At 73.3% G+C, this 14,035-nt stretch carries 18 protein-coding genes; 11 read left to right on the top strand and 7 right to left on the bottom strand.

Annotation, left to right across the window (positions count from 1 at the left end; translation table 11 throughout):
- Positions 1-15: 15 nt before the first annotated feature.
- Positions 16-1,419 (top strand): hypothetical protein, encoded by a 1,404-nt coding sequence (locus IEY86_RS02515; RefSeq protein WP_189129807.1) that lies wholly within the window; start codon positions 16-18, stop codon positions 1,417-1,419.
- A gap of 17 nt (positions 1,420-1,436) precedes the next feature.
- On the opposite strand, the gene IEY86_RS02510 is transcribed toward IEY86_RS02515, so the two are convergent.
- Positions 1,437-1,853, bottom strand: a complete 417-nt coding sequence (locus IEY86_RS02510; RefSeq protein ID WP_189129806.1) for a VOC family protein — start codon at positions 1,851-1,853, stop codon at positions 1,437-1,439.
- A 511-nt stretch (positions 1,854-2,364) separates the two neighbouring features.
- On the opposite strand from IEY86_RS02510, the gene IEY86_RS02505 reads away from it, so the two are divergent.
- The 4 genes from IEY86_RS02505 to IEY86_RS02490 all read left to right on the top strand — a co-directional run bounded on the left by IEY86_RS02505 (position 2,365) and on the right by IEY86_RS02490 (position 6,568).
- Positions 2,365-3,084 (top strand): outer membrane protein assembly factor BamB family protein, encoded by a 720-nt coding sequence (locus IEY86_RS02505; RefSeq protein WP_189129805.1) that lies wholly within the window; start codon positions 2,365-2,367, stop codon positions 3,082-3,084.
- Between the two features lie 355 nt (positions 3,085-3,439).
- Positions 3,440-5,038 carry an ABC-F family ATP-binding cassette domain-containing protein gene (locus IEY86_RS02500; RefSeq protein ID WP_189129804.1) on the top strand — a complete coding sequence of 533 codons (1,599 nt, stop codon included), beginning with the start codon at positions 3,440-3,442 and terminating at the stop codon, positions 5,036-5,038.
- Between the two features lie 364 nt (positions 5,039-5,402).
- Complete coding sequence (locus IEY86_RS02495) at positions 5,403-5,624, top strand: helix-turn-helix domain-containing protein (RefSeq protein WP_189129803.1); 222 nt, start codon at positions 5,403-5,405, stop codon at positions 5,622-5,624.
- A 125-nt stretch (positions 5,625-5,749) separates the two neighbouring features.
- Positions 5,750-6,568, top strand: coding sequence for an enoyl-CoA hydratase/isomerase family protein (locus tag IEY86_RS02490; RefSeq protein ID WP_189129802.1), 819 nt, complete (start codon positions 5,750-5,752; stop codon positions 6,566-6,568).
- Positions 6,569-6,596: 28 nt separating this feature from the next.
- On the opposite strand, the gene IEY86_RS02485 is transcribed toward IEY86_RS02490, so the two are convergent.
- Complete coding sequence (locus tag IEY86_RS02485) at positions 6,597-7,367, bottom strand: hypothetical protein (RefSeq protein ID WP_189130041.1); 771 nt, start codon at positions 7,365-7,367, stop codon at positions 6,597-6,599.
- 181 nt (positions 7,368-7,548) lie between these two features.
- Here IEY86_RS02485 and IEY86_RS02480 point away from each other — a divergent pair, with 181 nt between their 5' ends.
- The 6 genes from IEY86_RS02480 (at position 7,549) to amaP (ending at position 10,371) form a co-directional block, all read left to right on the top strand.
- On the top strand, positions 7,549-8,043 hold the full coding sequence (locus tag IEY86_RS02480; protein WP_189129801.1) for an Asp23/Gls24 family envelope stress response protein: 495 nt from the start codon (positions 7,549-7,551) through the stop codon (positions 8,041-8,043).
- Positions 8,044-8,188: 145 nt separating this feature from the next.
- Positions 8,189-8,455: a hypothetical protein gene (locus tag IEY86_RS02475; protein ID WP_189130075.1), complete on the top strand. Its 267-nt coding sequence runs from the start codon at positions 8,189-8,191 to the stop codon at positions 8,453-8,455.
- A gap of 98 nt (positions 8,456-8,553) precedes the next feature.
- Positions 8,554-8,736 carry a hypothetical protein gene (locus IEY86_RS02470; protein ID WP_189129800.1) on the top strand — a complete coding sequence of 61 codons (183 nt, stop codon included), beginning with the start codon at positions 8,554-8,556 and terminating at the stop codon, positions 8,734-8,736.
- A gap of 5 nt (positions 8,737-8,741) precedes the next feature.
- Complete coding sequence (locus tag IEY86_RS02465) at positions 8,742-9,128, top strand: Asp23/Gls24 family envelope stress response protein (RefSeq protein ID WP_189129799.1); 387 nt, start codon at positions 8,742-8,744, stop codon at positions 9,126-9,128.
- A complete protein-coding gene (locus IEY86_RS02460; RefSeq protein ID WP_189129798.1) occupies positions 9,125-9,769 on the top strand; it encodes a DUF6286 domain-containing protein in 645 nt (214 codons plus the stop codon). Before IEY86_RS02465 ends, IEY86_RS02460 begins: the two co-directional genes overlap by 4 nt.
- A 5-nt stretch (positions 9,770-9,774) precedes the next feature.
- Positions 9,775-10,371 carry an alkaline shock response membrane anchor protein AmaP gene (gene amaP / locus IEY86_RS02455; RefSeq protein WP_189129797.1) on the top strand — a complete coding sequence of 199 codons (597 nt, stop codon included), beginning with the start codon at positions 9,775-9,777 and terminating at the stop codon, positions 10,369-10,371.
- Positions 10,372-10,452: 81 nt separating this feature from the next.
- Here amaP and IEY86_RS02450 read toward each other — a convergent pair whose 3' ends face one another.
- The 5 genes from IEY86_RS02450 to IEY86_RS02435 all read right to left on the bottom strand — a co-directional run bounded on the left by IEY86_RS02450 (position 10,453) and on the right by IEY86_RS02435 (position 14,011).
- Entirely contained in the window at positions 10,453-11,214 is a 762-nt protein-coding gene (locus IEY86_RS02450) for an SDR family oxidoreductase (RefSeq protein WP_189129796.1), read from the bottom strand.
- Positions 11,215-11,219: 5 nt separating this feature from the next.
- Positions 11,220-11,342: a hypothetical protein gene (locus IEY86_RS37465; RefSeq protein WP_265803570.1), complete on the bottom strand. Its 123-nt coding sequence runs from the start codon at positions 11,340-11,342 to the stop codon at positions 11,220-11,222.
- A gap of 75 nt (positions 11,343-11,417) precedes the next feature.
- Positions 11,418-12,305: an SURF1 family cytochrome oxidase biogenesis protein gene (locus IEY86_RS02445; RefSeq protein WP_229698101.1), complete on the bottom strand. Its 888-nt coding sequence runs from the start codon at positions 12,303-12,305 to the stop codon at positions 11,418-11,420.
- A gap of 177 nt (positions 12,306-12,482) precedes the next feature.
- Positions 12,483-12,716, bottom strand: coding sequence for a metallothionein (locus tag IEY86_RS02440; RefSeq protein ID WP_189129795.1), 234 nt, complete (start codon positions 12,714-12,716; stop codon positions 12,483-12,485).
- Positions 12,717-12,835: 119 nt separating this feature from the next.
- Entirely contained in the window at positions 12,836-14,011 is a 1,176-nt protein-coding gene (locus IEY86_RS02435) for a DEDDh family exonuclease (protein WP_189129794.1), read from the bottom strand.
- Positions 14,012-14,035: the final 24 nt, after the last annotated feature.

The raw sequence follows: 14,035 nt of genomic DNA, 5'->3' as shown, positions 1-14,035 counted from the left end.
CGACAGACTGCTGTCGTGACGTCCCGTACTCCGCGAGACACAGCATCACTGCGCCCCGTCCCCAGCCGCAGGGTGGAGGCGGCCCGAGCGCTCCAGGCCGAGGGCGCCACCGCTCACCGGCGCAGCGCCCGGCGGGCGGCTTCCGCCCGCCCTCCGGAGGGCATGCCGAGCCAGTCCGAACTGGCCGCCCACGCCCGCTCCCAACTCGCCGACGCGGTACGGCTCGCCCGCTGGGCCGATGGGACGCCCCACGGCCCCGTGGCCATCCGGGTGTCCTCGTCCGTGACCCTGCCGGCCGTCGAGGCCCGAAGGGCCGCCGAGGCCCTGGAACTGACGGCGGAAGGGGTGCGTACCGCGTGGGAGCACGCCCGGCTCGCCGGACTGCTCGAACTGCGTGAGGGCCTGGCCCGTCCCGGCTGGCGGCTGCGGGTGTGGGACACGGACAACGGGGCCGTGCTCCGGGGCTGGGTGGCCCTGTTCGACGCGTGGTCCCTCGCCAGTGCGGCGCCCGAGGGCAGCGACCCTGCCCTGGTGGCCGAGGTGGTCGAGAGCGCGCCGCAGCTGCTCTCCCTGCTCCATCTGACCTCGGATCCCCTGCCCGTCGCCGGGCTGCTGGAGCTGCTCGCCCAGCGCGTCGCCGAGCTGCGCGTGTCCCGGAGCGAGCCCGACCTGCCCGAGCCGGGCGGGACGGACGACGCCGACGAGCTGACCCGGCTGCTCGACTGGCTCCTCGACGCCCTCGCGGCGGTGGGGGCACTGGGCCGCGACAGGCAGGGGCACACCGTGTCCCTGAGCGGCCTCGGGAACTGGGCGGTGTGGACCAAGATCGAACAGATCTGCGTGGCGGCACAGAGCGTCGCCGGGCACATCGAGCAGCCCGCCGAGGAACTTCTACGCGCGTGCGCCCGCTATTCGCCCGGTCCCGCACGGGCCGAGTACCGCGCTTGGCTGGCCGCCCGACCGGTCGGGCAGGCGGTCGACGAACTCCTCGAAGTGGCCCGCGGCGAGGACCCGCTCCTGCGCGGCCTGGCCTTCGAGGCCCTGCGTGTGGTCGGCGGCGCGGCCGAGTCGGCCGTGCGCTCGGCCGGCGAGGAGCCCCACCTGCGCCCCTACGCGCTGCTGTGGCTGGCGGAGCTCGACGGTGAGGAGGTCCCCGCCGATCTGCTCAGCCGCCAGGAGGCGACATGGCTGTGGGTGGACACCGCGGCAGCCGTCGTCGACCACGGCGAGGGGCAACTGCTCGTGCGGCACCTCCAGTCGGCGGCCCAGGGCTCCGTGCTCCAACTGCTGGAGGAACTGCGGGAGGTGGACCATCCGAGGACCGTGCAGGTGCTGGTGGCCCTGGCCGCCGCGCACCCCGACCCCGTGCTCGCCAAGGTGGTGCGCCGGGCCGCCTTCCAGGTGCACACGGGGAGCTGAGCGCGGGGCGGCCGGGATCATGTCGCGGTGAAGTCGGGCGTATAGGTGCCGAAGGTCCATAGATTCCCCTCGGGGTCCTTGGCGGTGTAGTCCCGCGATCCGTAGTCCTGGTCGGTGACGGGCACGACGATCTCGGCGCCCGCCGCCACCGCGCGGGCGTGGTGCTTGTCGGTGTCCTCGACGACCACGTAGACCGAGGCGGGCCCGAGATCCCTGGCCGCCTTGGAGAAGTCGCCGCGCTCCACGGCGGATCCGAACATGACCAGCCCATTGCCGTAGGCCATCTCGGCGTGGTGGACCGGCCCTTCGTCTTCCCCGTGGACCGCGACCTCGGTGAAGCCGAAGGCGTTCTTGAGGAAATCGATGGCCGCGCGGGCGTCCCGGTAGCGCAGCGTCGGGTAGACCGTGGGCCTGCTGGCAGCGCCGTCCGACATGGTGACCACTCCTTCTCCGAGGTCTTCTTCCGGGGTCTTCCTCCTGGGGCTTCTCCCCCGGGTGGATGTGAGCGTGGTCACAGCCTCGCACGAGGGTCCGACAACCGCGTTCCGGGCGGGCACGCCCCAGGCCCGACGCGCCGTCAGCCGCTCGGTGCGTACATGACCAGCGCAGCTGCCGCCGGGCACACCGCGGCGAGGCACACCGCGGCCCCCGTCACCCGCCGATCTCGGCGACCCCGGCGAGGACGAACAGGAGTACGGAGCGGGCGATCGTCATGGCGGCACACTACGGACCGCCCGATTGCGGACCCGCTGCCCGCCGACGGGATCCGCTCCCCGCCGAGGGGACCGTTGCCCGCGGACGGGACCCGCTGTCTGCCGACCGGACCCGCTGCCCGCCTCCCGGGCCGGACCCGTTGCCCGCGGACGGGACCCGTTGCCCGCAGACCGGACCGGCGCGGCGCGTCCGTGGCGGGGGGCGCCCGCCGTTACGCTCGCCGCCGAGACGATGGGGGTGACCGTGGGCGTGGCGACCGATCGGCCGGCCGGGGTGCGGCGTGCCCTGAGGGTCGTGCTGCCTGCCGTGGCCGTCGTGCTGTCCCTGCCGCTGGCCTCCGCCGTCCACCGGGCCCGCCCCGCCGCCTACGGGGACCGTGTGACCGTCCACGCCCCGGCCGGGAAGGGCGATCTGCCACCGCGTCTGCGCACCGGACCGGCCGTCCAGGCGTACGAGCCCGACACCGGCGAGCGCCGCTGGACGTACGCGCGCTCCGGCCGCACCCCCGTCCATGTCCTGCTCACCTCCGGCCGCGCGGTCACCCTGTGGAACGACGGCGTGGTCACCGGCACCGACCCGCGCAGCGCCTCCGTCCGCTGGCACCGGGCGGTGCCCGAGGTGGCCGGGTGGCTCGCCTCCCACTCCGGGCACCGGGGAGCGGGGGTCCTCCAGCCGCTGGGCCCCGGCGGGCGCATGCTGGCCGTGGTCACTCCCCGCCGGGTGGCCGCGTACCGCCTGCACGACGGTGATCTGCGCTGGGTCATGCCCGCTCACCGCGGCTGCTCGTTCGAACCGTCCCGCTCGGTCCGGCTCGGCGGATACGCGATGATCGCGCAGCCGTGCGGCGATCCCGGGGCATCCTGGCCGGTGCAGGTCGTGGCGATCGGCGAGGACGGGAAGGTCTCGGCCGAGCGCGGCGGCCGTCCGCCCCGACCGCCCCTACCGCGCTGAGGCGCCGCCCTTCGCCGAGCGGGCGAGCCCTGTCGGTGAGCCCCGTTGGTGAGCCCTGTTGGCCGACCCCGTCGGCGAGCCCGTAGGAGGCCCCCGAGCCCCACCCCGCACCCCGGGAACAAGCCGTCTGAGCCCCCGTGAAGTCGGCCGGAAGGCACCGGTCTCCGGGTCCGGCCCGGCCCGCGCCCGCCGCCGGGAAGCCCCGTGGGCGCAAAAGCGTTGGACGGACACCGGTAGACTGGCGTCCATGGCAGCTCTCCTCGTGCATTAGACGGCGCGCGGTCATGGGCGCGAACAGGCGCCCTGGCCGGTCCGAGACGTCCCTGCCGTCCCACGCCCCGGAGCCTTCCCACCCATGATCACTGCCACTGGAATCGAGCTGCGCGCCGGCGCCCGAGTCCTCATCGAGTCCGCGTCCTTCCGCATCGCCCGCGGCGACCGCATCGGTCTGGTCGGCCGCAACGGAGCGGGAAAGACCACGCTCACCAAGGTGCTCGCGGGTGAGGGGATCCCCGCCGCAGGCACCGTCACCCGCAGCGGCGAGGTGGGCTACCTCCCGCAGGACCCGCGCACCGGCGATCTCGACGTGCTGGCCCGTGACCGCATCCTGTCCGCGCGCGGCCTCGACACCGTGCTGCGGGACATGCGCGCCACCGAGCAGAAGATGGCCAGCGCCGTCGGCGGCACCCGGGACCAGGCGATGAAGAAGTACTCCCGCCTGGAGACGGAGTTCCTGACCAAGGGCGGCTACGCCGCCGAGGCCGAGGCGGCCACCATCGCGGCGAGCCTCGGCCTGCCCGACCGCGTCCTCGGCCAGCCTTTGCACACGCTCTCCGGCGGCCAGCGCCGCCGCGTCGAGCTCGCCCGCATCCTCTTCTCGGACGCGGACACCCTCCTGCTCGACGAGCCCACCAACCACCTCGACGCCGACTCCGTCGTCTGGCTGCGGGACTTCCTCAAGACCTACCGCGGCGGCTTCATCGTGATCTCCCACGATGTGAACCTCGTCGAGGAGGTCGTCAACAAGGTCTTCTACCTCGACGCCAACCGCACCTGCATCGACGTCTACAACATGGGCTGGAAGGCCTACCAGACCCAGCGCGAGGCCGATGAGCGCCGCCGCAAGCGCGAGCGCGCCAACGCGGAGAAGAAGGCCGCCACGCTCATGTCGCAGGCCGACAAGATGCGCGCAAAGGCCACCAAGACCGTCGCCGCGCAGAACATGGCCCGCCGCGCCGAGAAGATGCTCTCCGGCCTCGAGGCCGTGCGCGCCGCCGACAAGGTCGCCAAGCTGCGCTTCCCCGATCCCGCCCCCTGCGGCAAGACCCCGCTGACCGCCAGCGGGCTGTCCAAGTCCTACGGGTCGCTGGAGATCTTCACCGACGTGGACCTCGCCATCGACAAGGGCTCGAGGGTCGTCGTCCTCGGCCTCAACGGCGCCGGCAAGACCACGCTGCTGCGGCTGCTGTCCGGGGTCGAGCAGCCCGACACCGGACAGGTGGACCCCGGGCACGGCCTCAAGCTCGGCTACTACGCCCAGGAGCACGAGACCCTGGACCCGGACCGTACGGTGCTGGAGAACATGCGCACGGCCGCCCCCGACATGGACCTGGTCGAGATCCGCAAGATCCTCGGCTCGTTCCTGTTCTCCGGCGACGACGTGGACAAGCCCGCGGGTGTGCTCTCCGGCGGTGAGAAGACCCGGCTGGCGCTGGCCACCCTCGTGGTCTCCAGCGCCAATGTGCTCCTGCTCGACGAGCCCACCAACAACCTCGACCCGGCCAGCCGCGAGGAGATCCTGGGCGCCCTGCGCACCTTCGCCGGCGCCGTCGTCCTCGTGACCCACGACGAGGGCGCCGTCGACGCCCTCCAGCCGGAGAGGATCATCCTGCTCCCCGACGGGGTCGAGGACCTGTGGAACGAGGACTACGCGGACCTCGTGTCGCTCGCCTAGCGTCCCCATCCGGCTGTCCGCCGGTCATGTCGATCATTCGACCGACGGGTGATCCACCATCTGGACCAGAAGAGTTCATCCTGGGACGGGCTTGCGCATCGGCGGGAAAATGGCCGCTCAAGGGGTAATTCCCGCCCTGCTGGAGCGCCCCTTTCCGCTTCGTTGACCTGCTGGTTCTCCACGCTCGGTGAGGGGTGGGGCAGGCATTGGGGGCGGTACGGCCGCCGACCGGTCCGCGCGGGTCTGCGATTCGCGGGCGGACCGTGGTCAATGTTGTCGCACGGACCTTGTCGAATGGGTGGCCAGGAAGCGCGGCAGGGGTGATCATGGGAACCCAGAGCGCACTTCCCATGAGGAGGCACGGGTGGCCGAGACTCTGAAGAAGGGCAGCCGGGTAACCGGTGCCGCGCGCGAGAAGCTCGCGGCTGACCTGAAAAAGAAGTACGACTCCGGGGCAAGCATCCGGGCGCTGGCCGAAGAGACCGGTCGCTCGTACGGCTTCGTCCACCGGATGCTCAGTGAGTCCGGAGTGACCCTGCGCGGGCGGGGCGGGGCGACGCGCGGCAAGGCGAAGGCGTCGGCCTAAAGCCCTGCGTCTCCCCCGACGGCTTCAGCGGTGCCCACCCGGGCGCACGGTGGTGGTGGCCGGGTGGTTACTGTTCGGTAAGCACATGAATCAATGCTGAGCCGAACTGAAGTCGGAGGTGCCGCATGCCCGTTCCGTCCGGTAGCGACTCCCTTGGGGAGTCCAAGGTGGAGTTGGAGCGGGACGGCGTCCGTCTCGCCGTGTCCGGCCCTCTCGCCACGGTCACCTTGTGCCGTGGCGAGCGCCGCAACGCGCAGACCCCCGCCACCTGGCGTGCGCTCATCGAGGCCGGTCAACGGCTCCCCGGCGACGTGCGCGTGGTCGTGCTGCGGGCCGAAGGTGTCTCGTTCTCCGCCGGTCTGGACCGGCGGATGTTCACCCCCGAGGGCATCGAGGGGGAGAAGTCGTTCACCGAGCTCGCCTCGAGTTCGGACGCCGAGCTGGACGAGGTCATCGCCTCGTTCCAGGGGGCCTTCACCTGGTGGCGGCGCAATGACGTCGTGAGCATCGCCGCCGTCCAGGGCCACGCCGTGGGCGCGGGCTTCCAGCTCGCCCTCGCCTGCGACCTGCGGGTCGTCGCCGACGATGTGCAGTTCGCCATGCGCGAGACCGGTCTGGGCCTGGTGCCCGACCTCGCCGGGACCAAACCGCTGCTCGACCTCGTCGGCTACGCCCGCGCACTGGAGATCTGCGCCACCGGCCGGTGGGTCCACGCCGAGGAGGCCGAACGTACCGGCCTCGCCAACCTCGTGGTGCCCCGCGCCGAGCTCGACGCCGCGGCCGAGGACCTCGCCGCCGCCCTGCTCGCCGCCCCGCGCGACGCCGTGATCGAGACCAAGGCCCTGCTGCGCGAGGGCGGCGGGCGAGTCTACGACGATCAGCGGGCAGCCGAACGGGCCGCCCAGGCCCGTCGGCTGCGCGATCTGGCGGGCATCGGCGACTGAGCGCCGCTGCGAGCCATGTCCTGAGCCGTCAGCTCCCGGCGCCGGTGACCAGGACCGCCACGGTCACCGGCCCGGGGGCGTCGGCGCTCACCGCGGCCGCCACCGCCGTACGCACCGCCCTCGCCACGTCCAGCGCCCGATGGGCCGGGTCCACCGCCGGCTGGACCAGCACATGGCGGGACGGCGGCTGATCGCCGTCCGCCACCCGCACCCCCGGTACACCCGAAGCCGTCATCGAGGGGAACGGGCTGTCGAGTGCGGGATCCAGACGCGCCACCCCCGGCACGGCCAGCGCCGCCCGCGCGGCGGCCCGCGCGGGTCCCTCGCCCTCCACCGCCCACCCGGACGGCTCCCCGGCCCCCTCGGCCCGGCCGGCCCGGGCCCCCGCGGACCTCCACGGCTCGCTCTCCAGCAGCCCGGTCACCTCGAGGTCGACCGCCTGGACGACCAGGCCGAGCCGCCGGTCCGCGGCCTCCTCGACGGCGGCCCGCACGACCTCGGCGGTCGCGGGCAGGGGCCGCTCCACCGTGGCCCGCAGACGGGCTGTCACCCTCAACGGCCCCGGCGGCAGCGCGCTCGGCGGTGCGGGCACCACCGGCTCCGCGGCCGCCCCGGCGTCCGCTAGACCGATCCGCAGCTTCTCGACGAGGACCCCGCCCGCCGTCTCGGCCGCCCGGCGCAGCACACCCGCCGCCGCGGCCTCGGTGATCCAGGACCCGTCCCCGGGATCGCCCAGCGGGACGATCCGGCCGAGCCCGATCTGGCGCCGCACCGACTGCGCCACCTGCTCCTCGACCATGGCCACGCCCCTCTTCCGTACCGCGGACGGTCCATTCACCGCCCGCGGATAAATGATCCTCCTTCGAGCGTCGGCCCCACATGCCGAGTCACCCGTTCGGGGGGCCTCTGCCGTGGATTTGCGGAGGCACGCCGGGGCAGACGCACATAGGGTTGACCGTACTGGCTGGAAAGGACTGGCTATGACGGACAGTGGAGAACGCGGCACGTCAGAGGCCGTCGTCAGGGAAGGCGGAGGAGCCGTCCAGGGAAAGTCGGCCCCCGGCGGCAAGCGCAGCCTCCCCGCTCCCGCCGAGCGCGGCAGGACCACCATCGCCGACGGTGTGGTGGAGAAGATCGCGGCCCTCGCCGCCCGTGACGTGATGGGTGTGCACGCGCTCGGCTCGGGCTTCGGCAGGACCCTGGGAGCCGTGCGCGAGAGGGTGCCCGGTGGCCGGCCGAGCGTCACCCGGGGCGTGAAGGCCGAGGTCGGCGAGGTACAGACGGCTCTGGACATCAATATCGTCGTGGACTACGGGGTGGCCATCGCCGACGTCGCGAGGGCCGTCCGGGAGAATGTCGTCTCGGCCGTGGAGCGGATGACGGGGCTGGAGGTCGTCGAGGTGAACATCGCCGTCGGCGACGTCAAACTCCCGGACGAGGAGGACGAGGAGGAGGGCGAGCCCAGGATCCATTAGGCCGCGCGGACGGGCGGCGTTTCGGCGTATACATGGGCCACGACCGCATGGGCCACGGCTACGTGGGCCACGACGACACCGGCCAGGGCTGCGTGGGCGCACGACCGCATGGCCGCACGATTCGGCGACGGATGGGCAGTGGACGTTGACCGCTGGTGAGGGGACGCAGGCGAGACTGCGCCAGGAGTACCGGGTGTTCGTGCGCACCTGCCACCCCGACCGGGGCGGTGACCCGGAGGTGTTCGCGGCGGAGCTGCTGCTCTGGCGGGCGCGGCTGGCCGGGGGCTCGAGCCCCGGCGCCGGGCCCGGCGGACACCGGGTGTCCGCCTACCGTCGGGGCCCCTGGCCGGTGCGCTGCGGTCGTGCGGTCGCCGCCGCGGTACGCCGACGACGGCGCACTCGCGTGACCTGACCGGACGTCGGTGTGTCAGACAGAAGTGGGCATGGAGACAGCGTTCGCCCGTATGGTCCGCAGTACGGTCGGAGACGTCGGAACCTAGGGAGCACACCATGAGCATGGCCGTGATCGGCCTGGTGGTCGGGATGGCGCTCGGATTCGCCGGATACTTCGGCGGCTTCGGTGCCTTCCTGCTGGTGGCGGCGCTGGGCGCCGTTGGATTCATCGCCGGCCGATTCCTGGACGGCGACCTGGAGCCGGGCGACTTCTTCCGCCCACGTGACCGGCGGAGGTGACCGGAGTGTCGGCACCCCGTACGGATACGCGCGCCCTCGTGCGGATCCCCCCGGCTGAACGGGGTGCCACCAGGATCGCCGACCGGGTGGTGGCGAAGGTCGCCTCACGGACGGCGCGGGAAGTGCTGTCCGCGGCGGCCGAGCGGCACCGCGCGCTCGCCGCGCTCGCCGCCGGAGCGTCGGTCACCGTGCGCTCCGGTGTCGCCCGTATCCGGCTCACCGTGGAGCTCGCCTATCCCGTGGACATCGCCGCCATCTGCGCCACGCTGCGCCATGAGGTGGCGACGCGGGTGCATACGCTGACGGGTATGGACGTTCCCCAGGTCGTCGTCCAGGTCGAACGGCTCCACCCCGCGGTCGAGGCCGAGGAACGGGCAGGGAGAGTGCGATGACGCAGCCGCAGCCGGGGGAAGGAGCGGGTGGCGCAGCCGGGTCCGGAACACAGACGCTGCCCCCGCCGCACGACAGGACGCCGCAGCCCCCGCCCAGCGGACCGACGCACCGCTTCTGGTCCGCCCGCCGCCTTCCTTCCGCGATCGTGGCCTTTGTGTGCCTGGTGGCCTCGGGTGCGCTGCTGTTCGACACCGCCGCCGTGCGCGCCGACCACCCCGCCGGGCGGTGGCGTCGATGGATCGCCGACCAGCTCGCCGAGCGCCCCCTGGACGACCCCTGGGTGCTCGGCGCGGCGGGGCTGGCGGTCATCCTCGGCCTGTGGCTCATCTGGCTCACCGCCACCCCCGGTCTGCGAGCGGTGCTGCCCCTGCGCACGCCGTCCCCGTACATGCGGGCCGGAATCGACCGCAAGGCGGCGGCTCTGGTGCTGCGGGACAGCGCCCTGCAGGTCGCCGGAGTCTCGGCGGCGCGGGTGACCGTCGGCAGACGCCGGGTCAAGGCCCTCGTGGACGTCAACTTCCGGGACATCGACGAGGTGCACGAGGAGCTCAGGGCCGTGCTCGAGGAGGACCTCGAGCGTATGCGCACGGCACGGCCGCTGCGCCTGTCCCTGACCGCGCGGCGGATACAGGGGAAGTGAGCGGAATGCGCAAGATCGTCAACCGTGTGCTGCTCGGGCTGATCGGCCTGGCCCTGTTCGCCGTAGGGGCGCTCGTCCTCATCGGCGGCCTCGACCTCCCGCGCCACTGGGGGTTCACCCTGCCGTCGTGGTGGCCGCTGGACGACCCCGACCAGTCGGTGCTGAGCCGCGCCTCGCGCACCAGGTGGCGGGACGAGGGCTGGTGGTGGCCGACCGTCTTCGCCGTCCTCGGCGCGCTGGTGGTTCTCACGCTGTGGTGGCTGCTGGCGCAGGTGCGCCACCGTCGCCTGGCCCAGTTGAGGATCGACGTGGGCGAGGGTGGGAACGCGCTCCTGCGCGGCCCGGCGCTCGAGCACGCGATCGAGATGGAGGCACGCCGGATGGAGGGCGTCGACGGGGCCAAGGTCACCCTGCACCGGCGGCGCGGCGTCCCCGGCGTCAAGGTCGCCCTCACGCTCGCCGCCCATGCCGAACCCGGACGTGTCCTGGAGACCCTGGAGACGGAACAGCTCGGCAACGCCCGGGCCTCCGTCGCCCTGGATGTGCTGCCCTCCGAGGTCCGCCTGCGCAGCGACCGCCACCCGGCCACCCGGGTCGAGTAGCCGCCGGGCGGCGGGGCCGCGGGCGGCGGGGACCAGTGGCCGCGCGGCCGGGGCCGCCATGGGCCCCGGCGCCGGCCGCTCCTACCAGCCGCGAGTGGCGCCGCCGTCCACCGGCAGCATCAGCCCCGTCAGATACGAGGCCGCGGGGGAGAGCAGGAACGCCGCCGTCCTGCCGAACTCCTCCGGTGTGCCGTAGCGGCGCAGCGGGATCCTCGAGCAGTTCTGCTCGTGCGTGGCCTCGGCGTCGCCCGACAGCGCGTCGAGCTCGCGCACCCGGTCGGTGTCGATCCGCGCGGGCAGCAGGCCGACCACCCGGATGCCGCGCGGGCCGAGCTCGTCGGCGAGCGTCTTGGCGAATCCGGCGAGGCCCGGCCGCAGGCCGTTGGAGACCGCCAGGCCCGGGATCGGCTCATGCACCGAGCCGGAGAGCACGAAGCCGACGACCCCGCCCTCGCCCAACTCGTGGGCGGCCGAGCGGGCGAGCCGGACGGCGCCGAGGAAGACGCTCTCGAAGGCGTCGCGCCACTGGTCGTCGTCAACGGCGGTGACGGCTCCCGCCGGAGGCCCGCCGACGCTGATCAGGATGCCGTCGAAGCGCCCGAAGCGGCTCCTGGCGGCGGCGATCAGGCGCTCCGCGGTATCGCTGTCGGCGTTGTCCGCGGGGATGCCGAGGACCCGCTCGGACCCGCCCAGCGCGGTGACGGCGGAGGCGACGGACTCCTCCTTGCGTCCGGTGGCGACGACGAGCGCGCCCTCGTCGACGAGCGTGCGCGCGGTGGCGAAGCCGAGCCCGCGAGTGGCGCCGGTGACGATGTAGACCCGGCCTTCCAATCCAAGATCCATGGCGCTCAGGCTACTGCCGCGGGCCTACGGGCGGGACCGATCGGGCAGTTGATCGAGCCGTCCCGCCCGACGAGCGCCGCGGTGTGCAGATCACCGATGAGCGCGTAGTCCTCGATCAGTCCCGGCACGTGCGGTGCCCCCTCCTCCGGTCCGGACGCTGGTGGATGCCCAGGAGCACCGAGCGTCTTCCCGCAGGAGTCCTTCTACTCGGAGGCGGAGCCGGGGGAGGAGGCGCCGGCGGTGGCGCCTGCCGAGGAGGCGGCAGGGGCGGGAACGGGCTCGTCGTCGCTCCCGCCCGGTCGGGGACCTGCACCGGCCTGCTGCCGCGCCGCGGCTTCCAGGAGGTCCTTGCGCTCACGCCTGGCCAGGACGACCCAGCCGACCGGGACCATCGAGGCGAACAGCCACCACTGGACCGCGTAGGCGAAGTGCGGGCCGATGCCCGAGTGGTCGGGGGCGGGGACGAGTTCGGGCTGCCCGGCCGGGGGACGGGGAGTGGTGCCCGTCAGCTCGATGTAGCCGCTGAGCAGGCGGTGCGGGACCAACTTGGCCGCCTTGACGCTGCTGATCAGCATGACCTGGCGGTCGGGCATCCCGGACTTGTCCTTGACGCCGCTGGAGGCCGTGGTCTCGTCCGGGCGCAGCCGCCCGGCGACGAAGACCTCGCCGGTCGCCGTCCTGGGCACCGGGGGGAAGCGGGTGATGTCGTCGCCGGGCTCGATCCAGCCGCGGTTGACCAGGACCGCGTCGCCGTCGGCGGTGACCAGCGGGGTGATCAGGTAGTAGCCGATGCGCCCGCCGTCCGAGGCGGTGCGCTGGCGGACCACGATCTGGTGGGCGCTGTCGTAGTGGCCGGTGGCGGTGACCCGGTGCCATGTGAGCTTCTTCGGCAGATCGGCGCCGGGGCGGGTGAGCCGCTGCACGGGTACGGGCTCGGCGGCCAGGCTGTCCGCGATGAGATGGTTGTTCGCCACCCGGTGCTCATGGCGGTGCAGTTGCCAGAAACCCAACCTGATCATGGTGGGGATCAGGGCGACGGCGACCAGGGTGAGGATCAGCCATCGCCGCGAGAGCAGGAAGCGGTACGACACCCCACGACCGTACCTCCCGGTCGTGGGGTCACCGAGCCAGGGTCCGGCTACCGCCCGGCTCCGGTCCGGCTCACCGCCCGGCTCCGGTCCGGCTACCGCCCGGCTCCGGTCCGGCTCACCGCCCGGCTCCGGTCCGGCTCACCGCCCGGCTCCGGTCCGGACATGCCGTCGCCGGGGTCAGACGTGGTCGGCCACGCCGACCTTGCCCTCGGCGCGGGCGCAGTGGGCGCCGCAGAACCACTGGCCGTCCGCCTCCACTCCCTGCCCGACCATGCGGACGCCGCAGTGCTCGCAGATCGGCGCCATCCGGTGGATCGCGCAGGCAAAGCAGTCGAAGACGTGCACCGCCCCCTGCGCGTGGACCTCGAACGCCATCCCGTAGTCGTTCCCGCAGACCTCGCACCGCGCCACAGCAGTTTCCTTTCACCGGGGGTCCCCGGGTGCCCCGGGAGGCGTCCAGGGTGCGTGGCCCCCGGTCGCCGGAGCAATCGGTCGCCGGGCGCGTCGCCGAGGCTCCACCCGAACGGCGCTCAGCGCTCCGGAGCCGCGGCGGCGGACTCGGCGGCGGACTCGGCCGCGGCCTCGGGAACGGGCTCGGGAACGGGCTCGGGAACGGGCTCGGGAACGGGTACGGCCGGGGCGGCCGGAGGGTCGGCCGGGGCGGCGCCAGGATCAGCCGGGGCCGGTTCATGCTCGGCAGCGGGCTCGAGGTCCGCGGCGGGCTCGAGGTCGGCCGAGGCCGAGCCCGGGGCGGGAGCCACGTCCTCCAGCAGCTCCACGAAGGTGTGCTCGTCCACGATCGGGGTGCCGACCTCGCGGGCGCGGCGTGCCTTCGTCGTCCAGGACCCGGGGTCATTGGTGACCAGCAGGCTGGTCAGCCCGCTGATGCTGCTCGCCACATGCAGCCCGGCCTCGGTCGCCCGGTCCTCCAGCGTGTCCCGGTCCGTGGCGGTGTCCCCGGAGAACGCCACCCTCATGCCCTGCGTGAGCCGCCCGCCCGGCTCCAGACGGCCGGGGTTGGGATAGGGGCAGGCGGGGCGCTTGCGAGGGGCGCGCCAGGTGCGCCAACTGGACGAGGCAGCGCGGTACTCCGCGTCCACCTGCGCCGGCAGTTCCACGGGGCGGCACGCCAGCAGGGGAAGCGCCAGCCCCGCCGCGGCGGCCAGGTGCAGGCTCGGGCGGAAGGTCTCGGCCAACACCCGGGCGTCGTCGAGCGCGTGGTGAGCCCGCTCCTGGACGACGCCGTAATGGGCGGCGAGGGATTCCAGCTTCTGGTTCGGCAGGGGCAGGCGCAGTTGCTTGGACAGCTCGATGGTGCACAGCCGCTGCTCGACGGGTGCCTGACGGTCGGCGCGGGCGTACTCCCGGGCGATCATGGACCAGTCGAAGACCGCGTAGTGCGCCACCAGGACCCGTCCGTCGAGCCGTTCGGACAGCTCGTCGGCGATCTCCGGGAAGAGCGGGGCGTCCTGGAGCATGTCGCTGGTGAGCCCATGGATCCACACCGGCCCCGGATCGCGCTGCGGATTGACGGGGGAGTACCAGTGGTCCTGGACGTTCCCCCGCGTGTCGAGCCGGTAGACGGCCGCGGAGACTATCCGGTCGTGGCGCCCGAGCCCGGTGGTCTCGACGTCCACCACCGCGTACCCCTCCGGGTACGCCGAGGGCCAAACGGTCGGCGGTGCGGCTTCGATTCGGTCCGGCATGATCCCAGAGGATACGGGGCACCG

It is taken from the genome of Wenjunlia tyrosinilytica (assembly GCF_014646055.1).
GTDB lineage: Bacteria > Actinomycetota > Actinomycetes > Streptomycetales > Streptomycetaceae > Wenjunlia > Wenjunlia tyrosinilytica.
Note: the sequence above shows the minus strand (reverse complement) of the source record. Positions and strands in the feature narration are given on the sequence as shown.